The following is an 18094-nucleotide window of genomic DNA, read 5'->3' as shown; positions in this document are numbered from 1 at the left end:
CCGTCTCCTGCTCCGCCGGCTGGTCACAATATGAAAAGACTGTCTGAGACAGTCTTTTCATTTCCAAAACGGGCTCTAGGCGGCTGGGTCAGGGCGAGGCGATCTGGGCCGCCCAGACGGTGGCGCGTCTGCTGGAAGTCGCCCCACCGCCCGCCCCGCCGGTGTTTCTGCACAATGACCTGCACGCGAGTAACCTGATGGTCACGCCCGAGGGGGCGGTTACGGCGCTGATCGACTGGGGAGACGCGGGCTGGGGCGACCCGGTGCTGGACCTGGCTTACGCTGGCCCCCTGGCCTCCCCCGAACTGCTGCGCGGCTACCGTGAAGAGGCCGAGCTGGACGACGGCGCGACGCTGCGCCTGTTGGCCTATCTGCTGCACCACGCTGCGCGCCGCCTGGGCTTTGACCCCGAGGACCACGCAACGGACCCCTTGTACGCCCGCCCCGGCACCGCGCTGATGCAACTGCTGCGCGTCTCGGTGCAGTTTCCGGAGAGGCGGGAGTGGCTGGGGTCCTAGGGCCGGGTGTGGCGGGCGGTCGTCGGCTCTGCCGGCAGTGCAAGCCGCACCAGCAGAACGCGGTGGTCGCTGGTCACTCCATCGGACAGCGCACGCGTTTTGATAAACCGGACGTCCTGTCCCCAGACATAGTCCAGCCGCAAGAACCCCAGGCCGGCACGGAAGGTAAAGCCAAAGCCAGAGCCAGCCTCCCGGAAAGCGTCCTGCAGGCCACGTTGTCGCAGCAAGGCATGCAGTTCTCCCCACGCGGGGGCATTGAGATCGCCGGCCAGGACCAGAGGACCGGCAGCATCGGCCTGCACGGAGTCCAGCGCCCGGGGCAATGCCTGACGGATGCCGAGACGCCACTTGACCCGTTCGCGTAACGTCTTGGGATCGCCGGGCAGCTGGGCCCTCGGCAGCAGTGCCAGCGTGGGGAGATGAACGTTGACCACGGTCAGGGGCCCGCTGTCCGTCTGGATCCGGGTCACCAGCAGCAGATGGCGCGAGTCCTGCAGCGCCACCACCGACGTCTTCACGATAGGCAGCCGCGACAGGGTCAGCAACTCGCCCTGGCGGACCAGGGTCCATCCCGGAAAGGCGGCGCGCAGGCTGGCGGCATAGGCGGAGCCGTCTTGATTTTTCTTGCGGGCCTCTTGCAGCGCGATGATGTCGGCCCCCTGGCGCCGCGCCATTCCGGCCAGTTCGCTGGCCTGTGCGGCGGCGTCCCAGGTATTGAGCGTCATCAGGGTCAGGGCGGAGGGAGGAGCCTCCGCCTGGGCCACGCGGCCCAGGGGAACCACCAGCCCCACCTGCAGCACCAGAAAGGCGGCGGCGAAAACGACATTCCACAACACCCAGAGAAGCCGCCGCTCCCGCCAGGCCGCCCAGGCCAGTGCCGCGAACGCCACCATCAGCATCTGGGGCGGCATCAGGTCAATGGTCGCGACCCACCACCACGTCTCAGAATACTGACGGGCCAGCCAGCCCCAGCCCACGGCGATCAACACCAGGGCCACGGACAGCCCGGCGACGGCAGAACGGTGTTTGGCCTTCAAGAGCATGATCAGGGATCTCCCGGGGGTGTACAGAACGGAGCCTTTCCCACCTCCGCTTCAGGACGCGGGCGTGCAAAGGCGGGTGACGGCCGGATTACTGCGCCGGATTACTGCGCGGCCAGCGTGACCCGCGCCCGACTGGTGGCTTCCGAGGCGTTCAGGGTCAGAAGGTAGGTGTTGCCGTCGCGGGAGATCTGATACGTGCGGGCCTGTCCGCCAAGGTCTTGCTGGGTGGTTTCAATAAAGCCCTGCTGGAGGAAAAAGGGCAGGTAAAAATCCTCCAGTTGCTGCAGGGTGTAATCGCCGAAGAACAGCATGCTCACCGTGGCATCCCGGTAGCTGGTGATGTCGACCAACACGTCGCCCGGTGGGGTCAGGAAGATCCGGCCCGGTACGGTCGCCACGGTTTTCAGATCAATGGGTTCGGCGTAGACCTGCAGGTTGCTCGGGGCCTGATCCACCAGCAGACGCTGGGGCAGATTGCCGCCCCGGAACAGATACAGCACCTGCAGGTTGCCCGTGGCTCCCTGAAGAATCTGGACCTCAATCAGGCGTTCCTGGCGGCGCAGCAGCGCGCGGGCCTGGTTGCTGTCGGGATACGCGCGTGAGGTCAGGTCGAAGCCCTGGCGTTGCAACTGATTGGTGGCAAAGGCCAGGGCGCTGCGGGCGTCCAGACCGCCTGGGGGTCGGTACGTGATCAGTGCGGCGGGACGGTCTCCGCCGTTATAGCGGGTGCCCAGCACTCGGGCATTCGCCGGGGCGCTCAGACGCAGGCGGTTTTCTCCCTCCTGCAGATCGGTCAGTCCGCCTGGATACAGGCCCCAGGCCAGCCCGTCGGTGGTGCCGCTCAGCAGCGGAGCGGGCGTGTTCGCGGGCAGGGCGCTGTTGGTCTGCATGCCGGTGTTCTGCATGTTGGTGGTCTGGGCGGATGCGGGGCCCGCCGAAGCAATCAGAAGGGTGGTGATCAGGACCGCTTTCCAGTTCATGGGTTACCTCCGGGCTAGACCTTCACCGTAACGGCTGCGAAACAGACCGGGGGCTTACGTCAACCGAACCTGAAGGTTTTTGTTGGGGCAGTGCCGCTGAAGACCACCCACGGCAGGGGCGGGCCTGGAACAGTAAGGTCTGGGTGACGGGGGAGGCGGCCTCCGGGCAACAGCGTTCCTGTGGCCTACAGCTCGTTGACTTCCGGTCTGAACCCCACTTCACGAATGTACCGCAGGTATTCCGCCTCGCTCAGCGCTTCTTTCTTGCCGCTCAGGGCCACGAAGAACGCTTCCAGCACATTGGTGGCGAAGTTGCGGCTGCCCATGCGCGGCGTCGTGGTGATCAGGCGGGCCACGCCGCGGTCCTTCATCCAGGCCCGGTCGGCCTCGGTGATGGTCTGGGTCAGGATGGTCTTTCCGCTGAGGTCATGCGGAGCGTAGCGTTTGGCGTAGTGGGTGTCTCCGGCGATCACGTCGGCCCAGGCGTAATACTTGGTGCCCTTGCCCTGCACGCTGCTCTCCTGTTTGGCCCCGGTGGGGTAGAACCAGTCCTGCGGCAGCTTGGTGATGGCGGGCAGCACCACGCGCGCCACGTTGCGCAGCGCGCCCAGCGACCTCAGCGGCCGGTCAATGCCCAGGCCGAACACCACGTCCCCGAACACGATGTCTGCGCCGTGCTGGGCGAGCGCCTCGGCCATCCCGAAGCGGTCCACAGCGCTGACCATCAGCACCTTCTGGGTGCGCCAGTTCAGCAGCGGGTCCAGCTGGGCAATCGCGTCTCGCTCCAGCGTGTTCTTCAGGCCGCTGCCGTCCAGCACCGGGGTCGTCCTGGCTTTCGCCACCAGTTTCTTGACATTGTTGAACTGGTAGCGCTTGCCGTTGGCAATCACGTACAGGTCGGCCCCGCCCAGCCCGAAGGCGTCCACCCGCCCGTCGAGTACCCCGAACAGTTCGGCGGCCTTTTTGCTGTCGGCGTCGGTGCCGATGCGCTCCAGGATGAACGGCTGGCCCAGCACGGTGACTTCCTCACGGGCGTTGCGCTTGCTGCTGCCCAGGCTGACGCTGACCACGTGTTTGTAGCCGGAGGGGGCGGGCGTCCAGCCGCTCAGAATGTCGCTCATGGACGGCATTGTAGGGGCAGTGGGCAACCGAAAACGCACGGTGGCCGGGGGGGCTGGAGTGGCCGGCGGCCCGCCCATGTGCCGGGTTTAGCGCGCCGCCTCGTTGCCGCCCGTGAGCTCCACCAGCCACTGAAACAGCTGGATAAACGCCAGGGCCAGTGCCGGAAGTCCGGCCAGCATCATGATCCAGCCCGACAGCTGCTGGTTTTGCAGCGGCGAGAGGTTCCACAGACACAGCGCGTTCACGTAGGGCGTGTACAGCACCCGCGGCGCGTACAGCCACACCGAGGCGACGGCCATCATGGGCAGCGCGGCGAGCAGACCAAAGCCCCCACGTGACCCTATTCCGGCGGGTTGCACGCCCGGCAGGGGCCGCAGGATCACACTCCAGACGAGCAGGCTGCTCAGCAGGTACAGCGCGGGCAGCAGCGCGGCGGCGGTGTTCGTCACCACGCTGGCGTTGAAGCCGGCGGGCACATTCCAGAAGATGATCACGGCGGCCCACACGGCCAGCGCCACCCACGGGTCGAGCAGTACCCCCAGCACCCGCGCCACGGCGCCGCGCGGATTCATGTGGATGCCGCGCGGGATGCCCAGCACCAGCAGCGGCGGCACGATCTCGGCGAGCACCATCAGGCGGCCCATGTACAGCGCCATGCTGCTGCCGGTCAGCGTGGCGGCGCGGCTCTGGGTGGTGATGAGCAGCAGCAGCATGCCGGCGGCAAACAGGGCGGCCCGCCACAGCGGCCAGCGCTCCCGGCCCTCCGGGGTACGGCGGGAGACGGCAAAACGCCAGACATACACGGCCAGCACCAGCAGGGTAGGAATCAGAAACAGCACATCCGGGGCCGGGACCAGCAGATCGCTCAGCGTGGGGTCGAGGTTGATCGGCGCAGGAGCAGTCACTGGACCGCTCCCTGTGCCTGTTCCCCAGAAGACTCCAGCACATACCGCACATCGGCCACCACGCGCTCCACCTGCGGCAACTGCGAGTAGTCCCACAGCACCCGCAGCTTGCCCGCCGAGTCAATCAGGTAGGTGGCGGTGGTGTGGTTGATCTGATAGTCCGCGCCCTTCACGTCCACCTGCTGATACCCGACGCCGTAGTCGCGGGCCACCTGACTCAGGGCGGGCTCGGGGATATGCACGCCGGTTGCCTGACCGAAATACTCCACGTAGGCCTTGAGGCGTTCGGGGGTATCGCGGGCCGGGTCCACGCTGACGAGCACGGTGCGGAAACGTTCGCGCTCCGCCGCGGGCAGGGCGGCCCGGACCTTGTCGAGATACGCCAGTGTGAGCGGGCAGATGTTGGGACAGTGCGTGAAGCCGAAAAACAGCGCCGTGACCCCCGCCTGCTGCTCCGGGACGAACGCGAAGGGCCGCCCGTTCTGGTCGGTGCCGCTGAAGCGGGCCGCCGATACGTCCGGGCCGTAGGCAGTGCCGTAAAAGGGATACGGGCTTTTCAGGCGTGCAAAGCCCCAGGCCCCGCCGAGCAGCAGGGCGACGGCGGCCACGGCGAGCAGCGCCGAGACATACCACGGGCGCGTGGCGCTGCGACCCTCAGATGCGACCCCGGCGGTGGAAGGCATCTCGGTCATGCTCAGGGCTTCCTGACGGTGGCGTTCAGTGAGAAGGTCCGGCCATCGGCGGCGCTCAGGGTCAGCCTCAGGGTTTCCCCGACCTTCAGGGGCCGCTTGAGCCCCATCAGCATCAGGTGGCTGCCCGTGGCACTCAGGACCAGCCGGCCCCCGGCGGGCACGGTCAGGGTTGGGGTCATGCTCATGCCCACCATGCCCGACTGGGACGCCGTGACCATCAGCATGCCGTGGGCCGCCACTTCGGCAGATGCGCCCTTCAGAACAATGGGAGTCTGGCCCGTATTGATCAGCGTGGCGAACACGCTGGTTTCCTTGATCACCGGAGGTACGGCGACCACCGTGGCCCCCTGTGCCTGGAGCGGCAACGTTCCCGGGGCGGTGTGCTGGGCCGGAGCATGGGCCCCTGCGGTCGGACTGTGCCCCGCCGGAGTGGAGTGGGACGGTGCGGGAGAAAGGGCCAGGGCACTCAGGCCGATGGCCACGGCACCCAGGGTGGCCGCGAGCACCTGCCGGGAGATTCTGAAGTGGGGCATGGGCAACTCCTTTGAACACGGGGGCGGTGGCCTGCAGGGCGGCCACGTCGTCTGCCCGGTCAGTCTAGGCGCGCGGGCGGGGCCGGATTGTCCCCCGCATCAGGAACCGTGCGCCGCCGAAACAGGATTTGGAACCCGCTTCCACCAAACAGGGTATCCTGTCGGCCTACCATGCGTACCCCCACCATTCAGGATGTTGCCCGGCAGGCCGGCGTGGGTGTTGGCACCGTTTCACGGGTGCTGAACAACCACGCGGCGGTCAAGAGCGCGACCCGGGAAGCGGTCCTCAAGGCCATCGCCGATCTCGACTACACCCCCAACCCACACGCCCGGCGCATCGCGGGGGGCAAGAGCTACACCATCAGCGTGCTGCTGCCGGTGCTGACCACCGAGTTCTATACGCGGCTGCTCGACGGCTTGGAAACAGCCTTTCAGGAAGCGCGTTACGACGTGGCGATCTTTCCGCTGCTCGACCGTTCGCGGCTGGAACGCTACCTGGCCTCGCATACCCTGGCGTATCAGGCCGACGGACTGGTGATGGCGACCTACAACCTGACCGAGGTGTTCCACGAACGCCGCCTGCGCACCCAGCAGCCCACCGTCCTGGTGGACGCCTTCGCAGAAAACGTGGACTGTTCCTTCATGGACAACGTGACCGGAGGACGGCTGGCCGGGGAGTACGCCGCCGCCCTGCCCGGGGCGCTGTACGCCATCTGGGTCGAGACCGAGCTGGATCAGCTGTTCACCACCCGCGTCTTCGAGGACCGCCGCAGCGGGTTTCTGGGAGCGCTGGCGGCGGCCGGGCGCGGGGTGGAGGCCGAGTACACCTCCAGCTTCGACACGCTCGCAGCGCGCAACACCGCCGCTACCCTGCTGGACCGGGTGCAGGCCGCGCCGGGTGGCCTGCCCTGCACCGTGTTCGCCTCCGCCGATCTGCTGGCCGGGGCACTCCTTGACGAGGTGCGGGTGCGCGGCCTGACGGCCGGGCGTGACGTGCGGATCATCGGCTTTGACGATCAGCCGTGGGCCGCCGCACGGGGCCTGACCACCCTGCACCAGCCGGTCGAGGGCATGGGTTACGAGGCTGCGGGGCTGCTGCTCTCGCGCCTGAGTGGATACCCCGGGCCGCCCCGCGCCCGCCGCTTCGAGCCGCGCCTGATCATCCGCGACACGGCGTGAACCGGCGCTGCGGATGCCTGGCGGTTAAACGCGCATCCGCAGCCCGAGCAGCAGCCCCGCCGTGAAGGCTCCGGCGAAGGGCAGATTGGCGACCAGAATGCGGCCCAGCCACGCCGCGCCGTTCTCGCTGCCCTGGCGCAGCAGCGGTTCGGCCAGTGCCTGCAGGTGCAGCCAGTTGATGCTGACCACATCGAAATACGCGAGCAATTGCAGCGCGATGAACAGCAGGCCCATCACAATCAGGACGATGCGCCCCACAGCCCGCAGCGCCACGCCGGTGGCGAAGCCGAGGACGGCCCCCACGCTCAGGTCGGGCAGCATCGCCTGCAGGCCAGCGGACAGGCCGCCGGGGTCGGGGGGTGGGGGAGAGGTCGTCATGGTGGGGGGCAGCGGACATGGCCGGTGCGGGGTGCATCCTAGCGTGGTCGCGGCGGAAGTGGGCGGGCCGGCGTGTGCTGCCGCGTGGGTGGCGGCGGGACGGTATGGTGTGCAGGACGTGACCTCGCCGACCGACCCTGCCGTTCCCCCTGCCGCGCCCGACGTGATCTCGCCGGAACTGCTGACCCGCTTGATGGCCGGGGAGGAGGCCGCGTGGTACGCATTCGTGCAGGAGTACGAGGGCCGCATGTACGGCTACCTGTACCGGCTGGAGGGCAACAGCGAGGACGCGCTGGACCTGACCCAGGAGGTCTTTTACCGGGCGTGGCGCAGCATCCGCACCTTCCGGCCCGGCGAGCGGGTGTTGCCGTGGCTGTATCAGGTGGCGCGCAACACCCAGATCGAGTCGCACCGCCGCAAGCAGTTGCAGCGCTTCAGCCTGGAGCAGGCGCGCGAGGACGTGGGCTTCGAGGTCGCCTCTGAAGCCCGCTCGCCGGTGGGGGCCGCCGAGAGCGCCGACGCGCAGGACCGCGTGCAGCGCGCCCTGCTGCGCCTGCCCGCGGAATACCGCGAGGCGGTCGTGCTGCGCTTTGTAGAGGACCTGCCCTACGACGACATCGCCCGCATTCAGGGCGTGGCGGTCGGCACGGCCAAGAGCCGGGTGTTCCGCGCCAAGGAGCAGCTCGCCGAACTGCTCGCGGACGTGGCCGACGTGAACTGAGGCTCAGGCCAGGGACTTCGCGCCATGGTGCTCCGAGAGCACCGCCAGCGGCTGTCCCAGGTGAACGGTGGCGCGCAGGCCCCCGCCGCTGGCATTCGTCAGGGTCACGTCGCCGCCGTGGGCACGGGCATAGCGCCGCGCCAGCGATAGCCCCAGACCCTGGCCCATCCGCAGGCCCTGCGGCCCCTGTTCATAGGGCACGAAGACCCGGTCCCGCAGGCCGTCGCTGAGGCCGGAGCCGTGGTCCCGGACCTCGATGACCGGCGGGCCGCCACGCAGCGTGACCTCGACCAGATCGTCGGTGTAGCGCAGGGCGTTTTCCACCAGATTCTCGATGATCTGTCTCAGGCGGTCGGGGTCCACCGGCCACACCACCGGCTCCTCGGGCGTGATCACGGCCACCCGCGTGGCGGCAAAGCGCTGGATCAGGGGCCGCAGGTCGGTGTGCTGCACGCGCAGGGTCACGTCCAGATACAGGTCGTTGAGGCGGGTCAGGTCGGCGCGGCTTGCCAGCTGCGCGGCGCTGTCCTCGATCAGGCCCAGCAGGTGCGTTTGTTGCTGGGGGGTATCGGCCTGCCGCAGCAGGTCACTGGCGAGCAGCAGCGACTGCAGGGGACGGCGCAGTTCGTGGCTGGCCAGGTTCAGCGCTTCTTGCTGCCGCGCCTCGCGGCGTTTGCGGCGTCGCTGCTCGTCCTGGCGCAGCCGCGCGGCACGCAGGGTCAGCAGCACGCTCAGGCCGCCGGTCAGCAGCGCCGTGGTAAACAGCGCCCGGCGCATGAACTGCAGCGCCCCGATGTACCGCTGTTCGGTGGCCCGGGCATACTCTCCGGCCTGGGCGCTCAGTCCCACGGCCTCGCGCGTGGCCCGGGCGGCGGCCTCGGGGGTTTCCTCGAGCAGGTAGCGCTCAATCACGGCCAGCCGGGCCTCGCCCAGGGCCTGGATGCTGTCCAGCTGCGTGAACTGGGCGGGGTTGCGGGCGCTCGACAGCGCGCGGTCGCGGAATTCGCGGCGTTCCCCGGCCGACAGTTCCGGACTCAGCAGCGCGACCTGATACGCCTGCACGTCCTGGGCCAGTCCCTGGTAGGCGTAGGGCGGCCAGCCCGCGCCGTGGTGCAGCAGGGCCTGCACCGCAGGCTGGGTGACCAGCAGCAGCAGCACGACCGTGATGGCGGCGGGCAGCGTGGCCAGCGATACCTCCAGGACCGTGGTGGGGCGGGGCCACTTTCGCCCGCGCCCGGCCCCGCCGCGCCGCCCCGCACCCCAGCGCCTCATGACGGAGGCCTCACGGCGCGGCGCTCATGGAACGGGAGCCACGCGCACGGCAAACCACACCCAGGCCGAGGCGTAGGTGGGAGACGTGAAGCGGGTCGGCCCGGGCGGCAGCACCACGGTCAGCGGACCCTTGTCCAGAATCGAGATGGGCTGACCGTCTTGCAGGTAGGCAAGCATGATCGGCTCTTTCAGATAATCCGCGGCGCGGATCACGGCCGAGAAGCCGTTGCTCGCGGAGATCCGCAGGTCCTTGCCGGCAAAGCCGCCGCGCGCCGCCAGATCCCGCAGCGGCACGCCCTGATACGTCAGGGTGCGTTTCAGCTGCAGGTGCGTGGTGGCGTACCGTACGGCCGGCAGGGCCTGCAGCTGCCGCAGGGTCAGGTCCTGTTCGCCCGAGGGGCCCTCCAGCGTGAAGACGGTACGTTCGCCCGGCAGGGCCCGGGGCATGGGGCGCGCACCGTGGACATATGGAAAGGCGGGCAGCGCCGCCGCCTTGGGCGGCGTGGCGGGAATCGCGGACGGGCGGACAGCCGCGCCCAGGGAGGCCGCCCCGATCAACAGGGCGATCAGCGCAGATGGAATCAGCCGGACACGGGTAAGGGTGCGCCGGGGGGCCAGGTTGGGCGGGAACACCCCCCTACTCTAGCGGGCGGCGGCCCCTGGGCTCAAGCGGGGCACCCCACTGGGGGGGCAGCGGACCCGGTGAGGAACAGGGAAGGGAACGGCGCCAAGGACCGGGAGGGGCCGCGCTGGGGCGCAGTGGGTGAGCACTGAAGGCCCGAGGGCGGGACGAGGGCGCCGCCCCCGGATCAGGCTGCGGTCATTCCCCCGCGCCACAGTGGGCCCATGAAAGTCTTTCTTTTCCTGAGCAGTGTGCTGGGCCTGGGCAGCATGGGCCTGGCCGCGCCCCAGATCAGTGCGCAGAGCATCATCGTGAACCCGGTGCCGGGAGACCTCAAGGTGCGGGTATGGACCGACCGCGACGTCAGCGGTCAGAAGATTCCGGCCTACACGCCCGGCGACCGCATCCGGCTGTATGCCAGCGTCTCGCAGGACGCGTATGTCTATCTGTTCAATGTGGATCCGAGCGGTCAGGTTGACCTGATTCTGCCCAACCGGTATCAGGGCGGCGCCAACTTCGTGAAGGCCAATGCGGTCAAGGTCTTTCCCGCTGCCGGCGATCCCTTCACCTTCGACATCGCCGCGCCGTATGGCGTGAACAAGGTGCTGGCCCTGGCGAGCAAAACTCCCCTCAAGCTCGACCAGATCGCCACTTTCAAGGCACAGAACAACAGCTTTGCCGACGTGCAGGTCAAGGGCCAGCAGGGGCTGGCGCAGGCGCTGAGCATCGTGGTGACGCCGGTCGCGCAGAACACCTGGCACAGCGCCACGGCCTACTATCAGGTGACCCCCCATGTAAGCGCGGCGCCGGCTCCGGTCGCTGCGCCGCCGCGGAACGCCGCGCCGCTGACCGGTGCCCCCGCCGCGACTCAGGGCCCCTGGGGTGTGTCACGCGAGTGGAAAACCACGCTGGACACCCGCTCGACCGACCTGCGTGGACTGCATGAGCGTTACGCGGCTTTCCTGAAGGCCGAGGGCTATCAGCAGGTAGAACTCAAGTCCAAGAAAAACGAGATCAGCAGTGAATACCGCCGCGGCAGCAGCGACCGTGCCGAGCTGAGCGTCAAACGCAAGGGCCACCGCACCGAGATCCGGGTCGAGCGCCGCTGAACCCGGCCAGACCCCGGACGCCCAGGAACTGGATTCGCACCAGTTCCTGGGCGGACCGGTCTTGCCCGCTCGGCGCGGATGAACGGCCGGGCCGCGGCCCTGGACGCTAGACTCCCCCGGTATGCCGCTTGAGGTGGGAACGCAACTGGCCGGGCGCTATGACCTGCGCTCGGCCCTGGGCGAGGGTGGCAGCGCCCGCGTTTTTTGCGCCCACGACCTTCTGCTGGACCGTGATGTGGCCGTAAAGGTGATGCACGCCCACGTGCCCGAATCGGACAAACAGCGCTTTCTGCGCGAGGTCCGCACACTGGCCCGCCTGACCCATCCGGGCGTGATTCCGGTGCTGGATCTGGGCAGCGAGGAGGGTGCCGATGGACGGCCATTCTTCAGCATGCCCCTGATGACCGGCGGGCCCATCACGGCGCTGGGGCCGCTGGAAGACGCGCCCACCTCGCTGGCCCGCTTTCTGACGGCGGCGGCCTTCGCCTCGCGGGCCCTGCACTTTATTCATGGGCAGGGCATCACGCACCGTGACCTGACTCCTGGAAACGTGTTGCTCGACGCCGCAGGACTGCCGCGCATCATGGATTTCGGACTGGTGGCCCTGTCGGACCACACCCGGCACCTGACGCGCTCGGGGGTCACGCTGGGCACGCCGGTCTACATGGCCCCGGAGCAGGCGCGCGGCATCGGGGTCGGCCCCAGCAGTGACCTGTACGCGCTGGGGGCAGTGCTGTACCGGGTGGCGTGTGGCAGCCCACCCTTTGTGGGAGACAGCGACCAGAGCGTGCTGTATCAGCATGTCTACGAGCGTCCCCCCGATCCGCGCGAGCTGAATCCGGCGGTTCCCGACGCCGTGGCGCGGGTCCTGCTCTCGCTGCTGGAAAAGAAGCCGGAAGACCGTCCGGAGTCCGGCGAGGCCCTGGCCCATCTGTGGGCCCTGGCCCGGCGCGACGTATGGACGGCCCACGCGCGTGGGCAGTACCGCGGTGGCCGCGCCCGGACCGGCGAACACCCCGACGGCCCCGCCCGCGTTTCCAGCCTGAACGAGGTCTGGAGCGTGCCGCTGCCCGGTGAGGTGACGTGGCCCGCCGCCGTGGTGGGAGAGGGCGATCTGGTTGCGGTGGGCACGCGTGGGGGGCAACTTGTACTGACCCACGCCTCGGGGCGGCCCTTTGCCACCTACGCCGCGCGCGACGAGGTCACGGCTCCGGCGGCCTTCCACGGCGGGCACATCTTTTTTGGGGCCTGGGACGGCACGCTGCGGCGGGTGGACCTGCACAGCGGCGCGGAGGTCTGGCGGCATCAGGCGCGCGCCGAACTGACCGGCGCCCCGACCCTGTGGGCCGGGCAGGTGCTCGCGTCCAGCCGCGACGGGCACCTGCACGCCCTGAGCGCCCGCAGCGGCGAACTGTCGTGGGCCTACCGCACCGACGGCCCGGTGGCGGCCAGCCCGCTGGTGTGGGCGGGCGCGGCCCTGGTGTGTGACGAGAACGGCTGGCTGCATGCCCTGGATGCCCGCAGCGGCAGCCCGCTGTGGAAGGTCGAGGTCGGCACGGTACACGGAACCCCCGCGCTGCTGCCCACCGGGGCCGGTGAGGCGACGCTGGTGGTGGCGACCTGGGAGGGCGAGGTGCATGCCCTGGCCCTGAGCGCCGCCTCGGGCCGCGCGGCCCTGAAAGGCCGCGACCCCATTCTGTGGACCTACGACCTGGAAGACGAGGTATGGGCCTCGCCCGCCGTCACGCGCGCCGGGGCCGCGGGCGCGGAGGGAGTGGCGATTCTGGCCGGCTGGGACGGAACCGTGCGCGCTCTGCGCCTGCACGACGGCGAGGACCTGTGGGCGCACCGCATGGCGGGCCGCGTGACCGCCAGCCCGGTGATCAGCGCGGGCGTGGTGTTTCTGGCGTGTGAGGCGGGCCAGCTGTGTGCGCTGGACATCCGCACGGGGGCGCTGCGCTGGTCCCGGCAGGAAACGACCGGCGTGCAGGCCACCCCGCTCGCCGCCGCCGGCACGCTGTACGTGGCGTTCATGGACGGCACGCTGCGCGCCTACCGGGACCGACCTTCACCGGCGCTCACCGGCCTCTGACCCCCAGTTCACCGGGCGGGCTTACACTGACCTCAGGACGCCGCCTCCACCCCCCACCCACATCCGGCTCCGTCCGACACGGAGGTACACATGCCCAACATTGGACCCGCAGAACTGATCGTGATCCTGATTGTCGCCCTGGTGGTCTTTGGGCCCCGCAAGCTGCCCGAACTCGGCAAGAGCCTGGGCGCGGGCCTGCGTGAATTCCGCAAGAGCACCCAGGGCCTCAAGGAAGAGTTCGAGGGCGGCCTGAATACTCCCGCCGCAACCCCCACGCAGACCATCCACGCCTCGGTGCCGCCCCAGCCGGTCGCTGCCGCCAGCGTCACGCCCAGTTCAGTGGCCCCGGTGCCGGCCGGGACCGAGGTGGCCTCCCGACCCGCGAATCTGGACCCTGTGAATCTGGAGAAGGGCGAGGAAGCGGTCCGGAGCTGACCCCCCCCGTCATCCCCCAGCGCCGTCCCTCCAGGGCGGCTTTTTTCTGCTGTCCGGCAGGAAGCCTCTGGTAAACTCGGAGGCGTGAGCCTCTGCCTTTGCCGCGCCCTTCACGGCGTCCGTCACCGCGCCGGACCGTTCTGATGCTGGCCCGTGCCCGCAGCGTGGCGCTGATCGGGGTGGACGCCGTGCCGGTCGAGGTGGAGGTGGACGTATCGCCGGGTTTGCCGGCCTTCACGGTGGTGGGGCTGCCCGATCAGGCGGTCAGCGAGGCGCGCGAGCGGGTGCGGGCGGCGGTGCGCAACGCCGGGTTGCCGTTTCCGGCGGCGCGCATCACGGTGAACCTGGCCCCGGCGGACCTGCGCAAGGAAGGGCCGCTGTACGACCTGCCCATTGCGCTGGGACTGCTCGCGGCTCAGGACCTGCTGCCCGCAGGTGCGCTGGACGGTCTGGTGTGTGCCGGGGAACTGGCGCTCGACGGCAGCCTGCGGCCCATCGCGGGGGCGGTCAACCTCGCGCTGCTCGCCGACTCGCTGCGCCTGCCTGCCCTGCTGCCCCACGGCAACGCCCGCGAGGCCGCCCTGATCGATGGCCTGAGGGTCTACGGCGCACCCACGCTGCTGGACGCGGTGCGCCATCTCAGCGGGCAGATTCTCCTTCCCGTCACCCCGCCGCCCGAGGCGGACGACCCTGAGGGACGGCACCTGGACCTCGCGGACCTCAAGGGACAGGGCGCGGCCCGCCGGGCGCTGGAGATCTCGCTGGCCGGCGGCCACAATCTGCTGCTGGTGGGCTCGCCGGGCAGCGGCAAGACCATGCTCGCGCGCCGTGCGCCGGGGCTGCTGCCTCCGCTGTCGCGGGCCGAGGCGCTGGAGGTCACGCGCATCCACTCGGCGGCGGGCCTGCTGACCACCCGCGGCGCTCTGAATCTGGGTGCTCCGTACCGGGCACCCCACCACACCGTCTCGGACGCCGGCCTGATCGGCGGCGGCAGCGTGCCGCGTCCCGGCGAGGTCAGTCTGGCCCACCGCGGCGTGCTGTTTCTCGATGAGTTTCCCGAATTCAGCCGCAAGGCCCTGGAAACCCTGCGCCAGCCGCTGGAGGACGGCACCGTCACCATCAGCCGGGCGCGGGCCACCGTGGAGTATCCGGCGCGCTTTCAGCTGATCGCGGCCATGAATCCGTGCCCGTGCGGTCACCTGAACGATCCGGAAAAGGCTTGCAGCTGCACGCCCTCCGAGCGGGCCCGCTACGCCGCGCGGATCAGCGGACCGCTGCTCGACCGGCTGGATCTGGTGTGCCGGGTGCCGCGCCTGACGGTTGACGAACTGACCCGCGCCCCCGAACCCGAGCCGTCCGCGCCGGTCCGCGAGCGGGTGGTGCAGGCGCGCGGGCGCATGCTGAGCCGTCAGGGCACCCGCAACAGCGACCTCTCCGGTCAGGCCCTGCGCCGGCACGCCGCCCTGGCCTCCGGCCCCGAGGCCTTTGCGCGGGCGGCGGCCCGCCAGCTGGGCCTGACCGGACGGGGCTTTGACCGGGTGGTGCGGGTGGCCCGGACCGTGGCCGATCTGGCCGGCAGCGAGGACATCCGCGAGACCCACCTGGCCGAGGCCGTTACCTACCGCCCCCGTGATCTGGGCGCGGGATAACGGCAGTGTCAAAAAACCCCCAGACCAGAACCGGGGTTCTGGGCCTGGGAGGTGTGGGTTGTCGCAGACCCCGGCGGTTTCAGGTCTCGCTGGTCTCGGTATTGCGGCGGCGTGCGTCGTCATGTGCGCCGCCGTCGTCGACCAGTTCATCGGAATTGAGGATGGCCGGCACCACCCCGCTGGTGGTTCCATTCACGACCGTCGGCAGCACGGCCGCGCCGTCGTGGTCGTGGCGCACCCGCTCGCCTTCCACCGAAGAGTTCACGCGGTTGCCGCTGTCGTTCTCGACTTCTTCGACGCTCTTGCCGAGAGGGTCGTTGCCGTAACGGTTCGAGGAGTCGGTCATTCCTGCAGTGTGCCCTTACGCCCTGGGGTCCGGGTGAGGGGGGCGTACAGTCCCCTTTAGGCTGCCCGGTGGGGGCTCCCTGGTGGGCCGGGCCGGGCAGCCGCTCCGCCCGACGGCCCGAACTCGGTATGCTGAGACCCCGAGGAGTGAACATGACCGAGCGTGCCCCCAGTGAACGTGCCCAGTCGGCCCTGAAGGCCAGTGGAATCCATGCCCAGGCCCTGACATCTCTTGAGCGTGACGACGCGCTGTTCGTGCTGACCGGCGACATGCTGGTCTATCAGGATGACGGCGGAACGCGGCGGGTTACCCTGCGTGACCTGACCCGCATCCACAGTGACCAGGAGGGCCTGTTGCGCGTCGAGACGCCCGCCGGCACCGCCCTGACCGCCAGCCTGCTGGGCTTTGACGTCGCCCAGGTGCAGGACTTCTTCAAGGGGGTGCGCGACGCCACCGCCCGCGCCAAGGACCTGTCCCCCTCGCCCACGCCCACGGTGGGCGGCGCCAAGACCTTCGGGTCCGCGCCGGCTGCACCGCCTGAACCGGCCACCTCATCCCAGGCGGATCCGTCCACCCCGCCTGCGCCCGCCCCCGCCGTGCAGGACGGCAGGTCCCCCGATCAACCGGTGGTGATCTCCTCTTCGAGCTTCTCGCCGGGACCGGTGCGTAAGCCCGCCGCCGAGGCGGCCCGGCCCACCCCCGGCAAGGTGGTGGCGCTGGGCAAGGGAACGCCGGCCATGCCCAAAGGTGCGCCCGATGGCGTGCCGTCCTCCCGCGCCGAACCCCAGGGTTCTCCGTCCGCAGCGGTCACCCCCCCGGCCCCGGAGGCTACCGAGGCCGAGGCCGAGGCGCAGCCGGACCACGCCGAGGGCACGGCCCTGAGCGCCGTGGCCAGCGAGACGGCCCTGGCCCGCCAGACGGCGGTGGTGGAAGGCTTCAGTGGCCGCCTGCGCGTCCTGGGAGCGGTGCTGTTTGTCGCGGCCGTTCTGCTGGCGTTCTTCCAGTTCACGGGCGGCGAGCCGCTGGCGGCTCTGTGGACGGCGCTGGCGGGGGGTGTGGGAACCATCGCCCTGCTCGCCCTGGCCGAGATCGGTCGGCTGCTGTCCCTGATGGCCCGCGCGCCGCAGGACTAGCCGGTGGAGTCCCAACATACCGGCGCACTCCCCGGCGGCCCGGCCCGCGACCTCGTGATCGGGGCGGTGTCGTGCCCCTCGCTGTCCGGTCACGAGGGAGAGGTGGCCGCCTTCCTGACCGGCTGGATGACGGCCCACGGGTTTGCGGCCCACGTGGATGAGGCGGGCAACGCGGTGGGCGAGCGTGGCAAGGGCGCCTACACGGTCGCGCTGCTGGGCCACATGGACACCGTGCCCGGAGACATTCCGGTGCGCGTGGACGAACACGGCGTGCTGCACGGGCGCGGCAGTGTGGACGCCAAGGGACCGCTGTGCGCCTTCATGGCGGCGGTGGCGGCCCTGCCCCCCGAGGCGCTGGCGGCGGCCCGCTTTGTGGTCGTGGGCGCGACCGAGGAGGAGGCCCCGAGCAGCCGGGGCGCGCGGCACATCATGCAGGTTCTGCAGCCCGACGCCGTGCTGATCGGTGAGCCCAGCGGCTGGGAGGGCCTGACCCTGGGCTACAAGGGCCGCCTGGTCGTGCGGGCCACGGTCCACAAGGAAAACTTCCACACGGCGGGCGAGGGCACGAGCGCCGCCGACGACCTGACCGAGGCGTGGTTCCGGGTGCGCACCTGGGCCGCCGCCAGCGCCGCCGGGCCGGGAGTCTTTGACGCCGTGCAGGCGACCATCCAGGACCTCCACGCGGCGGGCGACGGCCTGATCCAGCGGGCGACGGGGACCTTCGGCCTGCGCCTGCCCCCACACCTCTCGCCGCAGGGGGCGCAGGGGGCGTTGGAAGCGCTGCTCGCCGACCTGCCCGAACTGACCCTGGAGTTCGTGGGGCACGAGGCGGCGGTGCGCCATCCGCGCGATAACGCGCTGACGCGGGCCATGCGGGTGGCCATCCGCGCGGGGGGCGGCACCCCGGTGTTCAAGGTCAAGACCGGGACCAGTGACATGAACGTGGTGGCCGGGCGCTGGCCGGTGCCCACGCTGGCCTACGGGCCGGGAGACAGCTCGCTGGACCACACCCCCGAAGAGCGCCTGGACCTGGCCGAGTATGACCGCGCCGTACAGGTGCTCACCGGGGCGCTGACCCGGCTTGCGCTGGGCCACGGAACGGGGTCCCCGGCACAAGAGGCGGGCGGACCGGGGCCCGTTAAGGCCACGCTGGGCCGAACCCCCAACTCCGGGTAAACCCGCGTTCTGCTGCCTCTCATATGAAAACGCGGGTGCTCCACCACACTCGGGAGGGTTGAGGGCAGGTTGCCGAACTTTCAGAATCTGATCCCTCCACGCCCGACCCGTTGATGGAGAGGACGGCCCACTGGCGGGAGGGCAGGAGGTCCAGCGCGGCCAGGACAGCAGTGACAAGGTGCGGTGTGT

At 69.8% G+C, this 18094-nt stretch carries 19 protein-coding genes; 9 read left to right on the top strand and 10 right to left on the bottom strand.

Translation table 11 applies throughout. The annotated features are described in order from the left end of the window. Positions 1-59: 59 nt before the first annotated feature. Positions 60-518, top strand: a complete 459-nt coding sequence (locus IEY21_RS11225) for an aminoglycoside phosphotransferase family protein (protein ID WP_308424836.1) — start codon at positions 60-62, stop codon at positions 516-518. Here the strand turns inward: IEY21_RS11225 and IEY21_RS11220 are convergent. The 6 genes from IEY21_RS11220 to IEY21_RS11195 all read right to left on the bottom strand — a co-directional run bounded on the left by IEY21_RS11220 (position 515) and on the right by IEY21_RS11195 (position 5793). Next, positions 515-1561 carry an endonuclease/exonuclease/phosphatase family protein gene (locus IEY21_RS11220; RefSeq protein WP_188904427.1) on the bottom strand — a complete coding sequence of 349 codons (1047 nt, stop codon included), beginning with the start codon at positions 1559-1561 and terminating at the stop codon, positions 515-517. The two genes, IEY21_RS11225 and IEY21_RS11220, sit on opposite strands and share 4 nt — an antisense overlap. A gap of 101 nt (positions 1562-1662) precedes the next feature. Beyond that, a complete protein-coding gene (locus IEY21_RS11215) occupies positions 1663-2541 on the bottom strand; it encodes a hypothetical protein (protein ID WP_188904426.1) in 879 nt (292 codons plus the stop codon). A gap of 185 nt (positions 2542-2726) precedes the next feature. After that, positions 2727-3662 (bottom strand): DUF8754 domain-containing protein, encoded by a 936-nt coding sequence (locus IEY21_RS11210; RefSeq protein ID WP_188904424.1) that lies wholly within the window; start codon positions 3660-3662, stop codon positions 2727-2729. Between the two features lie 87 nt (positions 3663-3749). Continuing rightward, positions 3750-4568, bottom strand: a complete 819-nt coding sequence (locus IEY21_RS11205; protein ID WP_188904422.1) for a cytochrome c oxidase assembly protein — start codon at positions 4566-4568, stop codon at positions 3750-3752. Next, positions 4565-5260, bottom strand: coding sequence for an SCO family protein (locus tag IEY21_RS11200; RefSeq protein ID WP_188904421.1), 696 nt, complete (start codon positions 5258-5260; stop codon positions 4565-4567). Before IEY21_RS11200 ends, IEY21_RS11205 begins: the two co-directional genes overlap by 4 nt. Before the next feature lie 2 nt (positions 5261-5262). Next, positions 5263-5793, bottom strand: a complete 531-nt coding sequence (locus IEY21_RS11195) for a copper chaperone PCu(A)C (RefSeq protein ID WP_188904419.1) — start codon at positions 5791-5793, stop codon at positions 5263-5265. A 171-nt stretch (positions 5794-5964) separates the two neighbouring features. Between IEY21_RS11195 and IEY21_RS11190 the strand changes: the two genes are divergently transcribed. After that, on the top strand, positions 5965-6972 hold the full coding sequence (locus IEY21_RS11190; protein WP_188904417.1) for a LacI family DNA-binding transcriptional regulator: 1008 nt from the start codon (positions 5965-5967) through the stop codon (positions 6970-6972). A gap of 24 nt (positions 6973-6996) precedes the next feature. Here the strand turns inward: IEY21_RS11190 and IEY21_RS11185 are convergent, their stop codons facing one another. Beyond that, the gene (locus tag IEY21_RS11185) at positions 6997-7350 is read right to left on the bottom strand and encodes an FUN14 domain-containing protein (RefSeq protein WP_188904415.1); all 354 of its coding nucleotides are present in this window, start codon (positions 7348-7350) and stop codon (positions 6997-6999) included. A gap of 193 nt (positions 7351-7543) precedes the next feature. Here IEY21_RS11185 and IEY21_RS11180 point away from each other — a divergent pair, with 193 nt between their 5' ends. Then, on the top strand, positions 7544-8071 hold the full coding sequence (locus IEY21_RS11180) for an RNA polymerase sigma factor (protein ID WP_229753047.1): 528 nt from the start codon (positions 7544-7546) through the stop codon (positions 8069-8071). Positions 8072-8074: 3 nt separating this feature from the next. Here the strand turns inward: IEY21_RS11180 and IEY21_RS11175 are convergent, their stop codons facing one another. Both IEY21_RS11175 and IEY21_RS11170 read right to left on the bottom strand, forming a co-directional pair. Then, entirely contained in the window at positions 8075-9343 is a 1269-nt protein-coding gene (locus tag IEY21_RS11175) for a sensor histidine kinase (protein ID WP_188904412.1), read from the bottom strand. Positions 9344-9367: 24 nt separating this feature from the next. Next, positions 9368-9976 (bottom strand): hypothetical protein, encoded by a 609-nt coding sequence (locus tag IEY21_RS11170; RefSeq protein ID WP_188904410.1) that lies wholly within the window; start codon positions 9974-9976, stop codon positions 9368-9370. A gap of 213 nt (positions 9977-10189) precedes the next feature. Here IEY21_RS11170 and IEY21_RS11165 point away from each other — a divergent pair, with 213 nt between their 5' ends. From IEY21_RS11165 to IEY21_RS11150, 4 genes are all read left to right on the top strand, one after another. After that, complete coding sequence (locus IEY21_RS11165; RefSeq protein WP_188904408.1) at positions 10190-11074, top strand: DUF4384 domain-containing protein; 885 nt, start codon at positions 10190-10192, stop codon at positions 11072-11074. 121 nt (positions 11075-11195) lie between these two features. Continuing rightward, positions 11196-13166 carry a serine/threonine-protein kinase gene (locus IEY21_RS11160; RefSeq protein WP_188904406.1) on the top strand — a complete coding sequence of 657 codons (1971 nt, stop codon included), beginning with the start codon at positions 11196-11198 and terminating at the stop codon, positions 13164-13166. 90 nt (positions 13167-13256) lie between these two features. Beyond that, entirely contained in the window at positions 13257-13601 is a 345-nt protein-coding gene (locus IEY21_RS11155) for a Sec-independent protein translocase subunit TatA/TatB (protein ID WP_188904405.1), read from the top strand. A gap of 143 nt (positions 13602-13744) precedes the next feature. Continuing rightward, entirely contained in the window at positions 13745-15250 is a 1506-nt protein-coding gene (locus IEY21_RS11150; protein WP_188904403.1) for a YifB family Mg chelatase-like AAA ATPase, read from the top strand. Positions 15251-15329: 79 nt separating this feature from the next. On the opposite strand, the gene IEY21_RS11145 is transcribed toward IEY21_RS11150, so the two are convergent. Beyond that, on the bottom strand, positions 15330-15596 hold the full coding sequence (locus tag IEY21_RS11145) for a hypothetical protein (protein ID WP_188904401.1): 267 nt from the start codon (positions 15594-15596) through the stop codon (positions 15330-15332). Between the two features lie 152 nt (positions 15597-15748). Between IEY21_RS11145 and IEY21_RS11140 the strand changes: the two genes are divergently transcribed. Both IEY21_RS11140 and IEY21_RS11135 read left to right on the top strand, forming a co-directional pair. After that, the gene (locus IEY21_RS11140; RefSeq protein ID WP_188904399.1) at positions 15749-16729 is read left to right on the top strand and encodes a hypothetical protein; all 981 of its coding nucleotides are present in this window, start codon (positions 15749-15751) and stop codon (positions 16727-16729) included. Between the two features lie 3 nt (positions 16730-16732). Then, complete coding sequence (locus IEY21_RS11135; protein WP_188904397.1) at positions 16733-17905, top strand: [LysW]-lysine hydrolase; 1173 nt, start codon at positions 16733-16735, stop codon at positions 17903-17905. The last annotated feature ends 189 nt before the right edge of the window (positions 17906-18094 follow it).

Source organism: Deinococcus aerophilus (genome assembly GCF_014647075.1).
Taxonomy (GTDB): Bacteria; Deinococcota; Deinococci; order Deinococcales; family Deinococcaceae; genus Deinococcus; species Deinococcus aerophilus.
The sequence above is the reverse complement of the archived record's forward strand: the minus strand, read 5'-3'. Positions and strand labels throughout refer to the sequence as shown.

What these genes read in the sequence shown, in the direction of transcription:
- IEY21_RS11220 (WP_188904427.1), bottom strand. Translation starts at nt 1,561, where the DNA reads ATGCTCTTGAAGGCCAAACACCGTTCTGCCGTCGCCGGGCTGTCCGTG.
- IEY21_RS11215 (WP_188904426.1), bottom strand. Translation starts at nt 2,541, where the DNA reads ATGAACTGGAAAGCGGTCCTGATCACCACCCTTCTGATTGCTTCGGCG.
- IEY21_RS11210 (WP_188904424.1), bottom strand. Translation starts at nt 3,662, where the DNA reads ATGAGCGACATTCTGAGCGGCTGGACGCCCGCCCCCTCCGGCTACAAA.
- IEY21_RS11200 (WP_188904421.1), bottom strand. Translation starts at nt 5,260, where the DNA reads ATGACCGAGATGCCTTCCACCGCCGGGGTCGCATCTGAGGGTCGCAGC.
- IEY21_RS11195 (WP_188904419.1), bottom strand. Translation starts at nt 5,793, where the DNA reads ATGCCCCACTTCAGAATCTCCCGGCAGGTGCTCGCGGCCACCCTGGGT.
- IEY21_RS11190 (WP_188904417.1), top strand. Translation starts at nt 5,965, where the DNA reads ATGCGTACCCCCACCATTCAGGATGTTGCCCGGCAGGCCGGCGTGGGT.
- IEY21_RS11185 (WP_188904415.1), bottom strand. Translation starts at nt 7,350, where the DNA reads ATGACGACCTCTCCCCCACCCCCCGACCCCGGCGGCCTGTCCGCTGGC.
- IEY21_RS11180 (WP_229753047.1), top strand. Translation starts at nt 7,544, where the DNA reads ATGGCCGGGGAGGAGGCCGCGTGGTACGCATTCGTGCAGGAGTACGAG.
- IEY21_RS11175 (WP_188904412.1), bottom strand. Translation starts at nt 9,343, where the DNA reads ATGAGGCGCTGGGGTGCGGGGCGGCGCGGCGGGGCCGGGCGCGGGCGA.
- IEY21_RS11165 (WP_188904408.1), top strand. Translation starts at nt 10,190, where the DNA reads ATGAAAGTCTTTCTTTTCCTGAGCAGTGTGCTGGGCCTGGGCAGCATG.
- IEY21_RS11160 (WP_188904406.1), top strand. Translation starts at nt 11,196, where the DNA reads ATGCCGCTTGAGGTGGGAACGCAACTGGCCGGGCGCTATGACCTGCGC.
- IEY21_RS11155 (WP_188904405.1), top strand. Translation starts at nt 13,257, where the DNA reads ATGCCCAACATTGGACCCGCAGAACTGATCGTGATCCTGATTGTCGCC.
- IEY21_RS11150 (WP_188904403.1), top strand. Translation starts at nt 13,745, where the DNA reads ATGCTGGCCCGTGCCCGCAGCGTGGCGCTGATCGGGGTGGACGCCGTG.
- IEY21_RS11145 (WP_188904401.1), bottom strand. Translation starts at nt 15,596, where the DNA reads ATGACCGACTCCTCGAACCGTTACGGCAACGACCCTCTCGGCAAGAGC.
- IEY21_RS11140 (WP_188904399.1), top strand. Translation starts at nt 15,749, where the DNA reads ATGACCGAGCGTGCCCCCAGTGAACGTGCCCAGTCGGCCCTGAAGGCC.